The organism is Mesorhizobium sp. WSM4845, assembly GCF_055811455.1.
Genome location: NZ_JBVVQA010000025.1, coordinates 56,435 through 72,955 on the forward strand (window position 1 = coordinate 56,435; position 16,521 = coordinate 72,955).

19 protein-coding genes are annotated in these 16,521 nt (G+C 60.6%); 16 read left to right on the top strand and 3 right to left on the bottom strand.

All coding sequences use genetic code 11. The features are described from left to right. The first annotated feature begins 6 nt into the window (after positions 1-6). The 8 genes from AC0L2C_RS24655 (at position 7) to AC0L2C_RS24690 (ending at position 10,039) form a co-directional block, all read left to right on the top strand. A complete protein-coding gene (locus AC0L2C_RS24655) occupies positions 7-276 on the top strand; it encodes an EscS/YscS/HrcS family type III secretion system export apparatus protein (RefSeq protein ID WP_023799503.1) in 270 nt (89 codons plus the stop codon). Positions 277-285: 9 nt separating this feature from the next. After that, on the top strand, positions 286-1,101 hold the full coding sequence (gene sctT / locus AC0L2C_RS24660) for a type III secretion system export apparatus subunit SctT (RefSeq protein ID WP_287227027.1): 816 nt from the start codon (positions 286-288) through the stop codon (positions 1,099-1,101). Positions 1,102-1,259: 158 nt separating this feature from the next. Next, on the top strand, positions 1,260-2,081 hold the full coding sequence (locus tag AC0L2C_RS24665; RefSeq protein WP_023799501.1) for a D-glutamate cyclase family protein: 822 nt from the start codon (positions 1,260-1,262) through the stop codon (positions 2,079-2,081). A 267-nt stretch (positions 2,082-2,348) separates the two neighbouring features. Beyond that, the gene (eglC, locus tag AC0L2C_RS24670; RefSeq protein ID WP_023799500.1) at positions 2,349-3,740 is read left to right on the top strand and encodes an endo-1,3-1,4-beta-glycanase EglC; all 1,392 of its coding nucleotides are present in this window, start codon (positions 2,349-2,351) and stop codon (positions 3,738-3,740) included. Positions 3,741-3,824: 84 nt separating this feature from the next. Beyond that, a complete protein-coding gene (locus tag AC0L2C_RS24675) occupies positions 3,825-5,579 on the top strand; it encodes a type I secretion system permease/ATPase (RefSeq protein WP_084833729.1) in 1,755 nt (584 codons plus the stop codon). Beyond that, entirely contained in the window at positions 5,579-6,889 is a 1,311-nt protein-coding gene (locus AC0L2C_RS24680) for an HlyD family type I secretion periplasmic adaptor subunit (protein ID WP_473524655.1), read from the top strand. The genes AC0L2C_RS24675 and AC0L2C_RS24680 overlap by 1 nt, the downstream gene beginning before the upstream one ends. Positions 6,890-6,971: 82 nt before the next feature. Beyond that, complete coding sequence (locus AC0L2C_RS24685) at positions 6,972-7,241, top strand: hypothetical protein (RefSeq protein ID WP_023799497.1); 270 nt, start codon at positions 6,972-6,974, stop codon at positions 7,239-7,241. 251 nt (positions 7,242-7,492) lie between these two features. After that, a complete protein-coding gene (locus AC0L2C_RS24690) occupies positions 7,493-10,039 on the top strand; it encodes an NAD-dependent epimerase/dehydratase family protein (RefSeq protein ID WP_473524656.1) in 2,547 nt (848 codons plus the stop codon). Positions 10,040-10,147: 108 nt separating this feature from the next. On the opposite strand, the gene AC0L2C_RS24695 is transcribed toward AC0L2C_RS24690, so the two are convergent. Continuing rightward, positions 10,148-10,402, bottom strand: coding sequence for a DUF982 domain-containing protein (locus AC0L2C_RS24695; RefSeq protein WP_023799494.1), 255 nt, complete (start codon positions 10,400-10,402; stop codon positions 10,148-10,150). Positions 10,403-10,515: 113 nt separating this feature from the next. Here AC0L2C_RS24695 and AC0L2C_RS24700 point away from each other — a divergent pair, with 113 nt between their 5' ends. The 8 genes from AC0L2C_RS24700 to AC0L2C_RS24735 all read left to right on the top strand — a co-directional run bounded on the left by AC0L2C_RS24700 (position 10,516) and on the right by AC0L2C_RS24735 (position 15,900). Continuing rightward, positions 10,516-11,040 carry a metallophosphoesterase family protein gene (locus AC0L2C_RS24700; RefSeq protein ID WP_023799493.1) on the top strand — a complete coding sequence of 175 codons (525 nt, stop codon included), beginning with the start codon at positions 10,516-10,518 and terminating at the stop codon, positions 11,038-11,040. Between the two features lie 445 nt (positions 11,041-11,485). Further along, positions 11,486-12,649 carry a DUF3182 family protein gene (locus tag AC0L2C_RS24705; RefSeq protein WP_023799492.1) on the top strand — a complete coding sequence of 388 codons (1,164 nt, stop codon included), beginning with the start codon at positions 11,486-11,488 and terminating at the stop codon, positions 12,647-12,649. A gap of 55 nt (positions 12,650-12,704) precedes the next feature. Next, positions 12,705-13,109, top strand: coding sequence for a SpoIIAA family protein (locus tag AC0L2C_RS24710; protein WP_287227018.1), 405 nt, complete (start codon positions 12,705-12,707; stop codon positions 13,107-13,109). 20 nt (positions 13,110-13,129) lie between these two features. Then, positions 13,130-13,351 carry a hypothetical protein gene (locus tag AC0L2C_RS24715; RefSeq protein WP_023799490.1) on the top strand — a complete coding sequence of 74 codons (222 nt, stop codon included), beginning with the start codon at positions 13,130-13,132 and terminating at the stop codon, positions 13,349-13,351. A gap of 118 nt (positions 13,352-13,469) precedes the next feature. Continuing rightward, the gene (locus AC0L2C_RS24720; RefSeq protein ID WP_245277671.1) at positions 13,470-13,643 is read left to right on the top strand and encodes a hypothetical protein; all 174 of its coding nucleotides are present in this window, start codon (positions 13,470-13,472) and stop codon (positions 13,641-13,643) included. A gap of 188 nt (positions 13,644-13,831) precedes the next feature. Next, positions 13,832-14,359: a YciE/YciF ferroxidase family protein gene (locus AC0L2C_RS24725; protein ID WP_023799488.1), complete on the top strand. Its 528-nt coding sequence runs from the start codon at positions 13,832-13,834 to the stop codon at positions 14,357-14,359. A 339-nt stretch (positions 14,360-14,698) separates the two neighbouring features. Then, positions 14,699-15,193: a hypothetical protein gene (locus AC0L2C_RS24730; protein ID WP_023799486.1), complete on the top strand. Its 495-nt coding sequence runs from the start codon at positions 14,699-14,701 to the stop codon at positions 15,191-15,193. A 143-nt stretch (positions 15,194-15,336) separates the two neighbouring features. Next, entirely contained in the window at positions 15,337-15,900 is a 564-nt protein-coding gene (locus tag AC0L2C_RS24735) for a sigma-70 family RNA polymerase sigma factor (protein WP_128245339.1), read from the top strand. Here AC0L2C_RS24735 and AC0L2C_RS24740 read toward each other — a convergent pair whose 3' ends face one another. Both AC0L2C_RS24740 and AC0L2C_RS24745 read right to left on the bottom strand, forming a co-directional pair. Continuing rightward, on the bottom strand, positions 15,901-16,083 hold the full coding sequence (locus AC0L2C_RS24740) for a hypothetical protein (RefSeq protein WP_023801247.1): 183 nt from the start codon (positions 16,081-16,083) through the stop codon (positions 15,901-15,903). It lies immediately after the preceding gene. A 253-nt stretch (positions 16,084-16,336) separates the two neighbouring features. Then, the gene (locus AC0L2C_RS24745) at positions 16,337-16,516 is read right to left on the bottom strand and encodes a hypothetical protein (RefSeq protein ID WP_287258420.1); all 180 of its coding nucleotides are present in this window, start codon (positions 16,514-16,516) and stop codon (positions 16,337-16,339) included. Positions 16,517-16,521 lie beyond the last annotated feature (5 nt).

Here is a 16,521-nt window from a genome sequence, read left to right on the forward strand (position 1 = left end):
GTTTGCATGAGCAATGACTTCATCCTGGCGAAGGTCCAGGGCGCGCTCCTGACGGTGCTGTTCGCGTCAGGCCCGGCGATCGTCGCGGCGCTGGCCGTTGGCATCCTGGTCGGGCTGGCCCAGGCGCTGACGCAAATTCAGGACCAGTCGCTGCCGCAGACAATCAAGCTTGTCGTGATCCTGCTGGTCATCATCGTCTTCGGCCCGCTGCTTGGCCAGCAGATCGCCGAGCAGGCCTCGACGGCGCTGGACGAATTCCCCGTCGTCACGCGTTGAGGCGCGCGGATGCCGGTCGAACCCTTCTTCGCGTCGGTCAAGGAGCTACAGTTGTTTCTTTTGGCGGGAGCTTTCGCGCTCGCCCGCATGACCGGGTTCATGCTGCTGATGCCGCTCTTTTCGCGCGTGCCGCTGTCGGGCCTTCTGCGCAACGGCGTTGCCCTGGCGCTGGCGGTTCCGGTCTTTCCGATGATCGTCGACAGACTGACAAACACCGACATCGCGACGACGATGATCGTCGCCTACATGCTCAAGGAGGTCGTCGTTGGGGTAACGCTCGGGCTGGCGATCGGCATTCCGTTCTGGGCGGCCGAGGCTGCCGGCGATATCCTGGACCTGCAGCGCGGCTCGACGATGGGGACGCTGATCGATCCGATGATGACCCATGAGACGAGCGCCACCGGCACCTTGCTCGCCGTCATCATGGTCACGGTCTACCTGGCCGCCGGCGGCCTCGAGCTTTCGCTGACCAGCCTCTACGACAGCTATGGCCTGTGGCCGATCGACCAGCTTCTGCCGGTGTTCAGCAAGGATGCGGCCGGCATTTTCCTCGATCTCCTGAACCGCATTCTGATGATGGCATTGACCCTGGTTTTCCCGCTCATCATCAGCATGCTGTTGTCCGACCTTGTGCTGGCCTTTTTGGCGCGCGCCTCACCGCACCTCAACGTTTTTGCGCTTTCGCTGATCGTGAAGACGCTGGTGTTTAGCCTGGTCTTTGTCCTCTATTCTGCGTTCCTGCTCTTCTACATGGAGCGCGACCTTGGCTTCCTGCACGAGGCAGGCCGACAGATAGAAGCGATCGGCTGCCGCAACTGTCAATGACAGCAGGAAGGTTTGCGCAAGCGTCGGTCGTAAGATGAAGCAATCGTTGGCCGGCCAATAAATACAATTTATCGTTGAGGAAAGATTCTGACAATTTGACAAGCAGCCGAGCCGCCAACGATCTTACGCCCTCCCGACTTGTCTCTGAACCGGAAGCGATGGCTCGCCTGACCACTTCACCGATCTTCGAGGACCTGCGACTGGTCGATGCGGACAGGCTGCGCAGGCTTGTCAGAATGGGCGCCTATGAGGGGCATACAGGGGGGCTGGCGCATGGCAAGCTCCAGGCCAATGTTGTGATTGTGCCGCGCAGCTTTGCCAGCGATTTCCACCAGTTCTGCATCCGCAACCCGAAACCCTGTCCATTGGTCGGCGTTAATCGCGCCGGCAGCCCATTGATCCCAGCGCTGGGCGACATCGACATCCGCACCGATGCCCCCCAGTACAACATCTATCATTTCGGCGAGCTGACCCGTCGGAGGACGGACATCATCGACCTGTGGCAGGATGATTTTGCCGCTTTCGCGCTCGGCAGTTCGCTGACCGTCGAAGCTGCACTTGCCGAAAAGAAACTGAGCCGCATCGGCTGCGGCAAGGCCTCACCCAAGTTCCGAACCAGGATCCAGACGTGCCGCGTCGGACCGTTTGGTGGCGAAATGGTCGTCTCGATGCGTCCGATAAGCCGTTGCGATGTCGACAGGGTTCGCGCCGTCACCGCACGCTTCCCGCATGCCCACGGCTCTCCCATCCATGTCGGAGATCCCACGGTCATCGGAATAGCCGATTTGATGGCTCCCGACTGGGGCGATGCGGTCAAAATCATCGACGGGGAGGTCCCTGTATTCTGGGCCAGCAGCATCACCGCACAGGATGCACTTGCTCGTGCCGAGCTGGCGACCTCGATCACGGTATCGCCGGGGCACATGCTGATCACCGATGTCGATGCACGAGCCGACGCGGGCGCTTTCAAAGTCTACTAGCAGTTCTTCATCACCGGTCAGCGTTAATGCTATTCGAGATGCGAAATGCGGTGAGAGTCGGTCTCGATCTGCCTCACCACATCTTCGATCATGTTGCAGTGGCCCAACCTTATGCACTCGAGGCAGTGAAGCTCCCCGGCAAGTGCTCCCACTAGGTGATAACCATTTGGTAACCTTCCGAACTGGAAAGTGAAAAAGTACTGGCTACTTTTGCCCTCGATAGATGTTAGGGCTGGTATCGAGCGAGACAAAGGAGATAGGACCGGGATGGCCACGGTACTGAACGCCAAAGGCGTTCCACTTCCCTACAGCGGATCCTCCGTAAGGTGGTATTCGGCGACGAATTCCGGCCCGACACTTTATGGCAGCACATACAACGACTCGATGTATGGCGACGCTGCCGTCACCGTCACAATGCGTGGCGGCAAGGGCGACGACATCTATTATCTGTATGCCGCGAAAAACAAGGCGGTCGAGCTGTCCGGCGAAGGGGTAGACACCATCTCGACCTGGATGAGCTACAAGCTCCCGGCCAATTTCGAGAACCTGACGGTCACCGGCGACAAACGCTATGCTTTCGGAAACGAGCTGAACAACATCGTTACCGGCGGCTCCGGCCAACAGACGCTCGACGGCTTGCAGGGCGATGACGTGCTCAAGGGCGGATCCGGGGCGGATATTTTCGTCGTCAACCCCGGCAACGGCAGTGACCTGATCCTGGACCTTGGCGCGACGGATACGGTTCGCGTCGGGAGCTACGGCTTCACCTCTTTCGAAGAGGTGCGCGCCAACATGGTCCAGTCGGGAGCCAACGTCCGCCTAAATCTGTCCGACGGCGAGTTTCTCGTCTTCGCCAACAAGACCATCGGCGATTTCACTGCAAGCCAGTTCAAGCTGGCCGTGGACAGGTCGGCCCTGGAACTGACCTTTTCGGACGAGTTCGATACGTTGGACCTGTGGAACGGCTCGAGCGGCACCTGGGATTCGAATTACTGGTGGGGGGCCGAGAACGGCAGCACGCTCACGAGCAACAATGATCTTCAATGGTACATCGATACCGACTACGCCCCGACACGCTCCGTCAATCCGTTCAGCATCGAGGACGGCGTTCTCACCATTACCGCCGCCCGGGCTCCTGAAGCGATCCGTCCCTACATAAATAACTACGAATACACGTCAGGGTTGCTGACGACCTACGAATCCTTCGCGCAGACCTACGGCTATTTTGAAATTCGAGCCGACATGCCCGAAACACAAGGTGCTTGGCCGGCCTTCTGGCTTCTCCCGGCGGACGGCTCCTGGCCACCGGAACTGGACGTCATCGAGATGTTCGGTAAAGATCCAAACAAGCTCATCCTGACAGGCCACTCGAACGCGACGGGAACTCATACAACAGTAGGCACGACGGCCTATGCCGCGGATACCGAAGGGTTCCACACGTATGGCGTGCTTTGGACAGAAGACGAACTCGTCTGGTATTTCGACGACGTCGAAGTCGCTCGTGCCGCAACGCCTGCCGACATGCATGACCCGATGTATATGCTGGTGAATATGGGGATTGGTGGCCAGGCGGGAGAGCCCGCCGACGAGCTTGCGACGCCTGCCGAAATGCAGATCGACTACATCCATGCCTATGCGTTGCAAGACTGGGTTATCTGACATTTGACAGATGGACTCGGCACCGACACGTTCGTCATCATTTCGGGCGCGGCCATTGCCGCCTGAGACCGAACTGGAACTGATGTGAAGCCGACGTCGCATCCCATTCCACCCGAGCCGCCGCGAACGACACTCGCGGCGGTTTTGGCCTCCTTCCGGCGAGCGTTGGCCGGAATTGCGTTGATGAGCGGCGTCGTCAATGTCCTGGCGCTGACCGGCTCGTTCTTCATGCTGCAGGTCTATGATCGTGTCATACCCGGCCGCAGCGTGCCGACGCTCGTCGGGCTCGCCGTGTTTGCCGGCACACTTTTCGTTTTTCAGGGCGTTCTCGAACTCATCCGGTCGCGTTTGCTGGTGCGCATCGGGATGGCGCTGGACGCGCGCTTGAGCGGACAGGTCTATGCCGCCCTCATGCGTCTGCCGCTGCGAACCAAGCTCGCAGGCGACGGCCTTCAATCCTTGCGCGATCTTGACCAGGTGCGATCGTTCATGTCGAGTGCCGGTCCGACCGCGCTTTTCGACCTGCCGTGGGTGCCGCTCTATCTCGGAATCTGCTTCCTGTTCCACTTCTGGATCGGCATGACGGCGCTGGCCGGCGTGGTCATTCTGTTCAGCCTGGCATTGCTTGCCGAAATTCGCACGAGAGAGCCCGCCAAAAAGGCAAACAGTCAAGCGGCAGCGCGCAATACACTTGCCGAAGCGACACGTCGCAATGCCGAGGTTCTGCAGGCCATGGGCTTTGGCTCGCGCATCGCCGAGCGCTGGTCAGGGATCAATGCCGGCTACCTCGACACCAATGCAACAGCCAGCGACCTTGCCGGGACGCTCGCAACGATCGCGAAGATCCTGCGCATGATGCTGCAATCGGGCATCCTGGCGATCGGCGCTTATCTGGTCATCCATCAGGAGGCGACCGGCGGCATCATGATCGCAAGTTCGATCATGATGAGCCGGGCGCTCGCACCTATCGAACTGGCTATCGCCCACTGGAAGGGCTTCGTCACCGCCCGCCAGGCCTGGGCCCGGCTGACCCAGCTTTTGGTCCAGCTTCCCGAAACTGCGACAAGTGTCTCGCTGCCTGCTCCGAGATCTGCTCTTTCGGTCGAAAGTATCAGTGTCACACCGCCGGGTGAGCGCCGGATGGTCGTGCAGGACGCCACCTTTGCATTGGAACAGGGCGTCGGCCTCGGCATCGTCGGGCCAAGCGCTTCGGGCAAGTCATCGCTCGTTCGGGCAATTGCCGGCATATGGCTGCCAATCCGCGGCACCGTCAGGCTGGACGGCGCAACGCTCGACCAGTGGTCGCCGGAAGAACTGGGCAAGCATGTCGGCTATCTGCCTCAGGATGTGCAACTGTTCGACGGCACAATTGCCGAGAACATCGCGCGCTTCGAACCGCAAGCGCCCTCGGACAAGATACTGGCGGCTGCGCGCGCGGCCGGCGTTCATGATCTCGTCATCCACCTGCCGGAAGGCTACGAGACGCGCATCGGCGAGGCCGGTTCGGCGCTTTCGGCTGGCCAGAGGCAGCGGGTGGCGCTTGCCCGGGCTCTCTACGGTGACCCGTTTCTGGTTATTCTCGACGAGCCTAACTCCAACCTCGATGCGGAAGGCGAGGCGGCCTTGACGGTGGCGATCCAAGGCGTGCGCGCGCGAGGCGGTATAGCCGTCGTGGTCGCACATCGTCCGAGCGCGCTTGCCAGCCTGGATCAGGTTCTTGTGATGGCGAACGGCCGTATTCAGGCCTTTGGCCCAAAAAATGAGATCTTGAACAAGATAACCCGCCCAGCGGGCGTTCCCTTGAAAGTCGTTTCCGGACTAGAAGAGACGGCATCCTGATGGCGCAACGCATGATATTCGCGGCCGATCGCACCATTCGACGCTATCTGCTTGGCGGTGTCGCAACCTGCATCCTGCTGGTTGGCGGGGCGGGGAGCTTGGCTGCCGTCACCGAGATTTCCGGAGCCGTCATCGCTTCGGGAAAGCTGGTTGTCGATTCCAGCGTCAAGAAGGTGCAGCATCCGACGGGTGGCGTTGTCGGTCAAATCTTCGTCCGGGAAGGCGATGCCGTGCAATTGGGCAAGGTCTTGATCCGCCTCGATGAGACCATCACCCGGGCCAATTTGGCGATCGTCTCGAAGAGCCTGGACGAATTCGAGGCGCGGCTGGCTCGCCTTGAGGCCGAGCGCGACGGCAAGGCAAGCATCGTCTTTCCAGCTTCGCTTGTGTCACGCCAGGATGCCCCCGAGATTGGTCGGGCGATGGCCGGCGAGCAATCTCTGTTCGAATTTCGCCGACAGGCACGCGCCGGTCAGAAGGCTCAGTTGCAGGAGCGCATTGCGCAGCTTGCCGAAGAGGTTTCCGGATTGACCGAGCAAAGAGATGCCAAGAGCCAAGAAATCAAATTGATCGGCTTTGAGCTCGAAGGCATGCGCAGACTTTGGCAACGCAAGCTGGTTTCGATCGATCGTATTACTGCGCTTGAACGCGATGCCGTGCGGCTTAAAGGCGAGCACGGGCAACTGACTGCGGCCATAGCGCAATCGAAGGGTCGTACCTCCGAAATCCGTTTGCAGATCATCCAGATCGACCAGGATTTGCGCAGCGAAGTGGCAAGCGAACTGCGAGACGTCCAGGCAAAGATCTCCGAGTCCGTCGAGCGCAAGGTTTCGGCCGAAGATCAGCTCAAACGCATCGACATACGCAGTCCGCAGAACGGTGTCGTTCATCAGCTCGGCGTGCACACGGTCGGTGGCGTTATATCTCCAGGCGAGCTCATCATGCTGATTGTCCCGGTGACGGACGACCTGACCGTCGAGGCGCGCGTGGCTCCGCAAGACATCGATCAGTTGACGCCAGGGCAAGGCGCGACCCTGCGGCTGTCGGCATTCAATCAGCAAACGACGCCGGAACTGAATAGTGCCGTCAGCAAGATTTCCGCCGACCTCAATGTCGATGAGAAAACAGGCACCGGCTTTTACACCGTGCATGTTGCTTTACCGCGCACAGAGCTTAGCCGGCTCAAGGGCGTGGCCCTGGCGCCAGGCATGCCTGTCGAGGTGTTCTTTTCGACCGGCAACCGCACCATGCTGTCCTATCTCGTGAAACCTTTGGCGGATCAGATCCAGCGAGCTTTCAGGGAGCAGTAGGCTCTCTCTGCGAGCCGACGAGCTGAATTCCGGAACAAGGATGCGATTTTGCCGTTTCGCCTGAAACCGGAAGCGATCCCACATGTCCGAGTTGACGAATGAAGAGATAGAGGGTCGGCTCAATGCCCAGCGAGAGACTCTGGCGCTGGTCGTCGCGCTTCTTGCCGGCCCCGACAGGATCTCCGAGCGAATATGGGCCGAACTGGAGGCCCGTTTTCAATTCCAGAACAATCAGGAAGACCCCGGCGCCGTGCCAAGCTGTGCATTCGCCATTGAGAGCGCGATGATGCGGGAGTTCAAGCTGATCTTCGAGGAAGCGCGGGCACGCAAGGCGGAATGGAACGCCGAATAGGCGGGCGGAACAGATCCGTCTCTCCGGATGGATAGCAACAATTTTCCCGACCTGACGCGGAAACATTTCCGCCATGCCGGTGTTACTCACTGAGTGGGGCGCGAGGCGCTTCCTTCTTTGAGGCAATGATGAGCTTCGACGAGACATTGCAGATCGCCCACATCCGGCTGAACGAGACCACGGCTAACCGGGATCCGGACCGGCAGGTTGCCGGGTTGAAGTGCAGACGGCTTGGCGAACGGGCCTGAGCTGTGGCGAGTAACGGCACGACCCTTCCGACGGTTCTTGTCACCGGCAGCAGCGGCTTCCTGGGGCAGGCGATCGCGCGAGGCTTGATCGACCGCTACCAAGTCATCGGCCTCGACGTTGCAAAACCGAAGCATGCCCCTGCCGGCATGGGGACGATCGAGATCGATCTCACCTCGGATGAGGGCGTGAGCAAGGCTGTGCAGGCGGCACGCGAGCGCAGCGGCGGCCGCATCGCTTCGGTCGTCCATCTTGCTGCCTATTACGACACGACCGGCGAGGACAACCCCAGATATGACGCCGTCACCGTGCAGGGCACGCGCCGGCTCCTGAAGGCGCTGGCGGCGGTCGAGACCGAGCAGTTCGTGTTCTCCAGCACGCTTCTCGTCCATGCGCCAAGCCCGGGGAAAGGCGCGAAAATCAATGAGGACTCGCCGCTCGACCCGGCCTGGGCCTATCCAAGATCGAAGGCCGAAACCGAGGCGCTGATTTCGCGGGAGCGCGGCCAGATCAAGACGGTGACCCTGCGGCTCGCCGGCGTCTATGACGAAGACTGCCGGGCGGCCTTTATTGCCCAGCAGATCGCCCGCATCTTCGAACGCTTGCCGACCGCGTATCTGTTCGCCGGCGATATCACCGCCGGCCAGCCCTATCTGCACAAGGACGATCTCGTCGATGCAGTGGTGCGCACCGTCGACCGGCGCGCCGAACTTCCGGCCGAGACCGTGCTTCTGATCGGCGAAGAAGACACACCGTCATACGAGGAGATGCAGAGGCGCATCGGCTGGCTTATCCATGGCGAGGACTGGCGCACCCTGGCGCTGCCGAAGCAGCTGACGAAGCTGGGCGCGTGGGTGCAGACGGAGGTGCTCGACCAGGACACCGACATCAAACCGTGGATGATCGAGAACTCGGACGATCATTACGAGATCGACATTTCGCGGGCCAAAACCCTGCTGGGCTGGGCGCCCAGACACAATCTGCTGGACACATTGCCGGAGATGATCCGCCGGCTGAAACAGGACCCCACGGACTGGTATGCGGCCAACAAGCTCGATCCGCCGGTTGTCGCGGCTTCTGACCCCGAGATCGAGCAGGCCGAAAGGCGCCTCAAGGGACCGCTCGAGCGAAGCAAGGAAGAGGTCGAAGCGGCGATAAAACGGCATCGGTCGAGGACGCTCTGGGCGCCGATGACCAACGCTGCGCTTGGGCTGTGGCTGGTCACCTCGCCAATGACAATTGGCCTGTTCGATCCCGTCACAGCCGCAATGCCACCCGCTCTGGGGCACGCTGTCGCGGAGCCGCAATTGCGCAACGCAGGCCTCGGCGTCAGCGAGATCGTTTCCGGCCTGCTGGTGACGGCCTTTGCGTTGATGGGCATGTCCCGACGCTGGCGCTGGGTGCAGTGGATCACGGCGTCGCTCGGAGTTTGGGTGATGCTGGCGCCGTTGCTGTTCTGGACGACCAGCGCCGCCGCCTATGCCATCGACACGCTCGTCGGCATGCTGATCGTCGCCTTTGCGGTGATGATCCCGCCGACCCCTGGCATCAGCCGCCGCGCGCTGGCGGCCGACGACGACATTCCGCTGGGCTGGACCTATTCGCCATCGACCTTCACGCAGCGGATACCGATCGTGGCGCTGGCCTTCGTCGGCCTGTTCGTCTCGCGCTATCTCGCCGCTTTCCAGATGGGCCACGCGGATGGGCTGTGGGATCCGTTCTTCGGCCCCGGCGGCGCGCCGGTGCGCAACGGCAGCGAGGCGGTGGTGACGTCATGGGTCTCAAAGGGTTTTCCAATCGCCGATGCCGGGCTCGGCGCCTTCGCCTATTGCCTCGATATCCTCGCCGGCGCGATCGGCGACCGCCGGCGCTGGCGCACCATGCCGTGGATGGTGCTCCTCTTCGGCCTACTGATCGTTCCGCTTGGCGTGGTCAGCGTGTCCTTCATCATCATCCAGCCACCGCTGATTGGCGCGCTGTGCACGCTCTGCATTCTCCAGGCCGCCGTCACGGTGGTGCTGATCCCTTACTCCGTCGACGAGGTGCTGGCGACCATCCAGTATCTCTGGGGCGCCACGAGGGCAGGCGAGCCGTTCTGGCGTACTTTCTGGATGGGCGGACCGGCGCTGTCGGAGAACCAGACGCCTGGCGCCGATCTCGACCGTCCGGTTTTCGAGGTGCTGAAGGAATTTGTCACCGGCGGCGTCAACTTCCCGTGGACGCTGGCAGCGAGCACGCTGCTTGGCGCCTTGCTGATGACCACGCCATTGATCTTCGGCACGCAGCCACCGCTTTACTTCAGCGATCACGTCGTCGGCTGTCTCATTATCATGGTCGCAGTCACGGCCATGGCCGAAGTGGTCCGGCCGCTGCGCTTCCTCAATGTCGTGCTTGGCGCATGGATCGCGGTGTCCCCCTTCGTGCTTGCCGGCGGTGAAACCCTGGCGATGGTGGCGGACGTTGCGATCGGTCTGGCGCTGATCGTGCTCAGCCTGCCGCGCGGCACGCGCAGCGACCAGCACTATGGCGGTTGGGATCGAGCGATTGTCTGAGCAACTCGACTTCAGCACCTGGCGAAGCGAAGCGCGCCGAGTGCCAATCTGCAGCAGCAGGTCAAAGGAAGAGATCGAACGGCCTGAACGAGGCTCTGCCTGACGGGGCTAGATTTGTTCGCCGAGCAGGATCCTCGCGTCCTTGGCCGCGACGATGAACGCCTGGCGCGCGACCCTTGGCGGCTTATCGCCGCGGATAACAGCAAGGCAGGCTGCGATTGCAGCCAGACGCGTCTTGGACGCTGGCGTCGGCCAGTCCTTCAGCAGCACTTCAGCCGCATCGGAGACAGACAAAACAACCCTGTCACGATCGATCCGACCGGGTTGAACGACAATTGGCTTTCTGAAACGTCTCGTGCGCACGATACTCTCCAAAGCGAGGAGTATGTTAGCCGCGTCTGATCTTGTTGGCCATCTCAAATGTTAATTGCGGGAAGGCGAGGTTCGGACAACGTCCGCAAAGGCTGTGAACGACCATGATCTATTTCACGGCCGACACACATTTCAGCGATCCCCGCATTCTGCGCATCGATCGCCGCCCGTTCGGCTCGCTGGCCGAACACGATCGAGCGCTGATTTCGCTCTGGAACGAAACCGTCAGCCCGGATGACCAGATCTGGCATCTCGGCGACTTTGCCAAGGGATCGGCCGAATTCGTTGCATCGCTGCTGTCGTCTCTTCATGGCGAGAAGCATCTGACTATCGGCAACAACGATGGCGCGGCGACCATAGAGGCTGCGGGTTGGGCCAGCACACAGCATTACAAGGAACTGACGATAGACGGCAGATTGCTGATCCTTTGCCACTATCCTTTTCGCACCTGGAATCAGATCGGCAAGAAATCGATCAATCTGCATGGCCATTCCCACGGCAGGCTGAGCCCGGTCACACGCCAGTACGACGCCGGCGTCGACAGCTGGGATTTCCGCCCGGTCACCCTTTCCGCCATCCTTGCAAGCCGACGGCGGCGAACGGTCAGCCGGGATATTCAACGCGAATGATTAAAACGCGGGTCATCCGGCTGTTGCCGTTCCAGTGGCAATCAGCCGAAGAATGCAGCGGCTCAGAATAAAAGCGCTCCGCAGCGATCCGTCGCGCCCCCCTCTGTCCTGCCGGACATCTCCCCACGAGGGGGGAGATTGGCCTCCATCACTGATTTCGCCAACCACCAACCGTGCAAAAAAGGGACGCTGTCCGCGAAGCTGCCGATCTCCCCCCGTGTGGGGGAGATGTCCGGCAGGACAGAGGGGGGCGCTGTCCCTCGGCGATCAAAGGTTCTGCACCGCAGCGCGCTCCAAGGTCACGGCTGGATACCAGCGTCTGCGCCCACGCGGCGAGCATGCCAATCCGGGCTGAACGTTCTGCCATCTGCTGCGTTCTCCCGGGGCAGGGCGCGTAGGGACCGCAAACATCGGCGCCCAATGGCCATGACGAGGAAGCACCGGAATGAGCGAGATGACCGAGCACAGAGGCACTCAGCCGAGCCAGCCAAAAGGCACCGTGATCGCATTCCCCGCGCCGGGCTGCGAGCCTCTCTACGCTCACGAGCGGGAAGCCATAGCTGCCGTCGCCCGCACCATTGCCACGCTCAAGGGGTTTGCCTTCCGGCAGGGTCTAGGCCACAGCAGCGGCAATGGCGGGCGCTTGTACTTCGTGCCGGACGACAGCTTGCTTGCCAGCGATGCGGCGCGGCTGGGTATCAACGGGCCGCAAGACCTCTTCGGCGGCGTGGTGCCTTGGCGATTCGCGACCACTAAGGCGATAACCCACGAACTGGTCGACGACCTGGCCGAGCGACCGAAAGAATGGTCAACCGGCTTCGGCAGAACTGTCGCCGCCGCAGTATTGCCTGGCTACACCGTGTTTTCGCGGCACGATGCGCTGCGAGCAGCGCAACGCCTGCTGAGGCATGGGCTGGCCCGGCTCAAGCCACCGCTTGCCTCGCGAGGCCAGGACCAGCACATCGTTCGCACGGTCGCTGACGTCGAGAGACTGCTCGAGCAATACCGCTCCCCCGACTTGGACGAGTGCGGTCTGGTGCTCGAAGCCGACCTTCGTGACGTCGTCACATTGAGTGTTGGCAGAACGGAGATCGACGAAATCATGGTCGCCTACTACGGCACTCAAACGACGACGACCGACAATGCGGGACAATCCGTTTATGGCGGGTCTGATCTCATCGTCGTGCGCGGCGGATGGGAAGCTCTCGAAGACCTTCAGCTTCCCCGCGCACTAGCTTTGGCAATTGCGCAGGCGAGGGCCTATGACGCGGCGATGGCCGAGTGTCCTGGATTTTTCGCCTCGCGGCGCAACTACGATATCGGCCAGGGTGTCGATTCGTCGGGTATCTGGCGATCCGGTGTGCTCGAGGCCAGCTGGCGCATTGGCGGCAGCAGCACGGCCGAGCTTGCGGCAATAAAAATCATGAAGCAGGACCCGGACATCCAACTGGTGCGTGCGTCCGCGGTCAAGACGTTCGGCAATACCAGCCGGCCGCCTGACAACGCGGACGTTCACTTTCAAGGAGAAGACCCCGATGAGGGTCCGATCACGCGCTATACCGTCGTCACGCATGCGACCCGGGAGCCGCCAAAGAAAGCGGCGGATTAGTGTCTAAAAACGCTTAGGACCAGGGAACATCCGTCGGCGGCTTGAGTTGTTCGGCATGATCCCGAAAACCAATCCGAAGGAGGAAAAAGTGATCGAGGTTATTTCTGCTCCTGGGAATGTCGCCGCATTTCGCGTTGCCGGTACCGTGACCGCGGAGGACTACGACAAGATCATCCCGACCATCGAAGAGAAACTGAGCGAAGATGAAGAGATCGGCATCCTGGCCGACCTTACCGATCTGGAGGACATGACGGGCGACGCGTTGCGCCGCGATCTGCAGTACGGCTTGAGCAAACTTGGCGAACTCCACCGCTTCCAGCGTGCCGCAGTGGTGTCCGAAAAACAGTGGATCAAGGCAGCTACCGAAATGACGGGCGCACTGTTCCCGCAGATCGAGGCGCGGGTGTTCCCGGCGGACGAAAAGACCCAGGCTCTGGCGTGGGTAGCACGCGTTCAATAGCGGTATCAGGGGGAGCGGCCATGCCAACCATCTACAACAAACGACAGAATTCGGACGGCCTGTGGGAAGTCTATGACGACGAGAGCGAGGAAGCCGTCGTGGTTGACGGCATGCCGCTTTCCGGCCTCGATGAACTCGAAGCCAATGAGGCCATTCGAAAACTCAAGCGGGGTGAGGTGACTTCCGACAACATTCCGCCGACTGCCCAGTCTGGCTGGCCTCCGACCAAAGACGGCATATAATCAATGCAAGCGTCCTGCCCCGGCGCGAGCAGGTTGCAGGGGCCACGTTTCCAGTGCATTCTTGCTGTCGTCGATGACCACACAGTATCTTAACCACCAGTTGGAATGCCCTTATTGCTTGACGATAAGGCTGAGGATTCCGGCCGACGCCGGTCCTGACGACCGGATCCTTTGCGACGACTGTGGCGAATTCCTCGGGACCTGGGACGATCTGCTTACCGATTTTGAGAGGCAGGGCGGCCAGGATGGAGTGTTCCGTCTCGACAAGGGTCGTATCAAGCGGATCGATTGAGCCGATTGCTGGCGAAGCCATTTGCTCGCACCGCCGTCTCGCCAGCGTAAGCCTTGCAGCACCTGCGCGGCCTGAGGCGAAAAATTTCCAGCGGCTCGAATCATCAGGGAACTTGTTGCCGGCCGGCGGGGTTATCGGTCGCCTTCCCAGTTAGGGAGGCTAGCTCCAAACCTCAGCGGGAGACGACCATGGCAACTGCGAAAAAAGCTGCGAAAGCGACAACCAAGGGCCTTGAGGACCTGTTCCTCGACGGGCTGAAAGATCTTTACTACGCCGAAAAGAAAATACTGAGGGCGCTGCCGAAAATGGCCAAAAGCGCGGAGTCGGAAAAAGTGACTGCTGCCTTCGAAAAACATCGCATGGAGACGGAAGTTCACGTCGACCGGCTCGAGGAGGTGTTCGAGAAATTTGGCAAGGCGGCACGCGGCAAGACCTGCCCGGCGATCGACGGCATCATTGAAGAAGGCTCCGAGATCCTCGAAGACTATGACGGTGCTCCTGCGCTCGATGCCGGACTGGTCGCAGCGGCGCAAGCCGTCGAACATTACGAGATCGCCCGGTACGGCACTCTTGTCGCCTGGGCGGAACAGATGGGAAAGGCCGATGTCGCCGCCCTTCTCAAGGCAACGCTCAAGGAAGAGGTCGCGACAGACGAAGCGCTGACCGGGTTGGGCGAGGGTGGTGTCAACCAACGTGCCCTCCAAGCCGCCGCCTGATTCCTGGTGGTGACAGGCTTGCGGAGCCCAGGCGAAGATCGCCAGGCTCCGCTCGCAAGATGCAGGTAGTGCCTTGCCGTCCGGGATTCTTGAACCGGCGTGGCCGACTGACATTGCCAGGCTTGAATTAGCTTGAGCCGGAATCTTCAAGAAGACCAATGGGTTAAAAGACATTACGCAAATGTCAGGTGAGAGAGCCCGCTATCGTTGGCGTTGGCGTTGGCGTTCGGCATGGCGTTGAGTGGCCGAGCGACCCGTTTAGCGAGCCCGGTCGCGGGTGATTGGAACATCTGCCGACCAACGCCGTTGATATGCTCGGCAGGCGAAAGGGGCTGCATAATGTCAAAACTTCAGGCGGTGACTCCAGAGCATCTGCAGCGGCTCAAGCTCGAGGCGTCTGCTTATTTTGGTCCGAAAGTGCTCCACGAAGCATTGTTGCGTCTTTGCCAGGCTTGCGGACGCGATAGCCTTGACCGGTTCGAGAAGACCATGGTCGATAAGATCGAGGCAATGCGCGATGAGAAGGCCGATTTCGAGACAATGAAGGAATTTGCCATCGAACAGCTTTACGCCTGCGTTCGCGAGGTCAGTAGTTCGCCTGACATGAAACAGCCGCTGGAGGGAGCAGAAGCCCGAAGGACGCCTGGTCGGTCGGAAGAGCCGAAGACCCTGGAAGACCAGTTGCAGGCCGGGCTTGAGGATTCTTTTCCCGCGAGCGACCCGCCGGCGGTGGTGTCCACAGCGATATCCGGCGGGGCGAAAAAGCTGGTCGGGACTGACGAAGTCCTGAAAAAGCAGCGGGAAGAGGCGGCCAAGAACAACGACCGGTCATAGACGGCCGCCCGCCCAATCCGAGATTTTCCAGCACCTTATTTCGATGTCCGGAACGATCCAAACCTTCATGCATTTAGCTAGCGTCTGCGTTCATCAACTCTTTCTTGCTGGGAGCTGGACCATTGTCCTCCAGGGGCTACCCCTTGGCCAACCAGGAAACGGATGACGTTTCCATCGTTGACCTGATACCTGCCTTGCGCGCCTTCGCCCGCACCTTCTGCCGGGTTCCCGACGATGCCGACGACCTGGTCCAGGAGACATTGACCAAAGGGCTCGCCAACATCGACAAGTTCGAGCCCGGAACGCGTATGAAGTCATGGCTCTTCACCATCATGCGCAATAGCTATTATACGCGCATCAAGGCCGCCGACAGGGAAAAGCCGGGCCTGCTTGACTGCGCCTCCGCAATCCCGATTACGGAAGCGACGCAGGAGTGGTCCGTTCAGAGCAAGGAAGTCGCCAACGCGGTCCAGAGGTTGCCGGAGCATCAGCGCGAGGTCCTGATGCTGATCGGGGTCCTTGGCGTCAGCTATGAAGAAACTGCCGAAATATGCGGTTGCGCGGTTGGAACGGTAAAAAGCCGCCTTAACCGAGCGCGTGCCAGCGTGCTGGAATACCTCGGCGAAAGTTCCTTGCAGACATTGGTGGAACGACGCAATCACCTGTCAGCAGCACAGGGAAACTTCGCAGTCGACAGGCGCCGATAGCTAGTCCTGTTTCTTTGCTTTGCATCGACGCTTCTCGACAAGCGCATTCTGCAATTGAACCGCAAGGTCGGTCAGCTGGTCGGGGACCTTTTCCTGCTCGATAGCAGTCAGCAGAGATGCAATCTTCCGGTCTATTGCCAGCCGGAGTTTCGGGCTGATGCTATCGTCGCTCGAGCGAGACATAGTGTTCTCTTAACGAATCAGTCCCTTCACCAGTGTGGTGACGGCAATCAGAGCTTGCAAGGATTCGCGCGTCCTCACAGTCAGCGCCGTCCCTTGCACTGCCCGTCCCTTGCACAGCCCGTCCCTTGCACAGCATTGTGTATCGAAGCTGCTGGGCTCGTCGGGGAAGCCTATGCTTTCCCCTCGGGTCCTCCCGGCGCTGTTGCCGGGTGCGCTCGACATTTCGACTCTCGTGACCTCGACTGGCCACTGGTCATGATTGGCGTTTGCGGTTGCAGCAGTCAGTCTTGGGAGAGACGATCTGCGGCGTAATACTGATCGGAGTTGATCCGATTGCCGTCGAGCCGGCGTTGCTCGGTGTGCTGCTTCCCAGGCTCTGCTGGACAAAGCAAAGCCGCGTTTCCTTGACCTTGTCCTTGGCCAAATCGGTCATCGCGC

Bases quoted from the DNA above. Each gene is read 5' to 3' on its own strand.
- AC0L2C_RS24655 (WP_023799503.1), top strand. From the start codon at position 7: ATGAGCAATGACTTCATCCTGGCGAAGGTCCAGGGCGCGCTCCTGACG.
- sctT (WP_287227027.1), top strand. From the start codon at position 286: ATGCCGGTCGAACCCTTCTTCGCGTCGGTCAAGGAGCTACAGTTGTTT.
- AC0L2C_RS24665 (WP_023799501.1), top strand. From the start codon at position 1,260: ATGGCTCGCCTGACCACTTCACCGATCTTCGAGGACCTGCGACTGGTC.
- eglC (WP_023799500.1), top strand. From the start codon at position 2,349: ATGGCCACGGTACTGAACGCCAAAGGCGTTCCACTTCCCTACAGCGGA.
- AC0L2C_RS24680 (WP_473524655.1), top strand. From the start codon at position 5,579: ATGGCGCAACGCATGATATTCGCGGCCGATCGCACCATTCGACGCTAT.
- AC0L2C_RS24685 (WP_023799497.1), top strand. From the start codon at position 6,972: ATGTCCGAGTTGACGAATGAAGAGATAGAGGGTCGGCTCAATGCCCAG.
- AC0L2C_RS24700 (WP_023799493.1), top strand. From the start codon at position 10,516: ATGATCTATTTCACGGCCGACACACATTTCAGCGATCCCCGCATTCTG.
- AC0L2C_RS24705 (WP_023799492.1), top strand. From the start codon at position 11,486: ATGAGCGAGATGACCGAGCACAGAGGCACTCAGCCGAGCCAGCCAAAA.
- AC0L2C_RS24710 (WP_287227018.1), top strand. From the start codon at position 12,705: ATGATCCCGAAAACCAATCCGAAGGAGGAAAAAGTGATCGAGGTTATT.
- AC0L2C_RS24715 (WP_023799490.1), top strand. From the start codon at position 13,130: ATGCCAACCATCTACAACAAACGACAGAATTCGGACGGCCTGTGGGAA.
- AC0L2C_RS24725 (WP_023799488.1), top strand. From the start codon at position 13,832: ATGGCAACTGCGAAAAAAGCTGCGAAAGCGACAACCAAGGGCCTTGAG.
- AC0L2C_RS24730 (WP_023799486.1), top strand. From the start codon at position 14,699: ATGTCAAAACTTCAGGCGGTGACTCCAGAGCATCTGCAGCGGCTCAAG.
- AC0L2C_RS24740 (WP_023801247.1), bottom strand. From the start codon at position 16,083: ATGTCTCGCTCGAGCGACGATAGCATCAGCCCGAAACTCCGGCTGGCA.
- AC0L2C_RS24745 (WP_287258420.1), bottom strand. From the start codon at position 16,516: ATGACCGATTTGGCCAAGGACAAGGTCAAGGAAACGCGGCTTTGCTTT.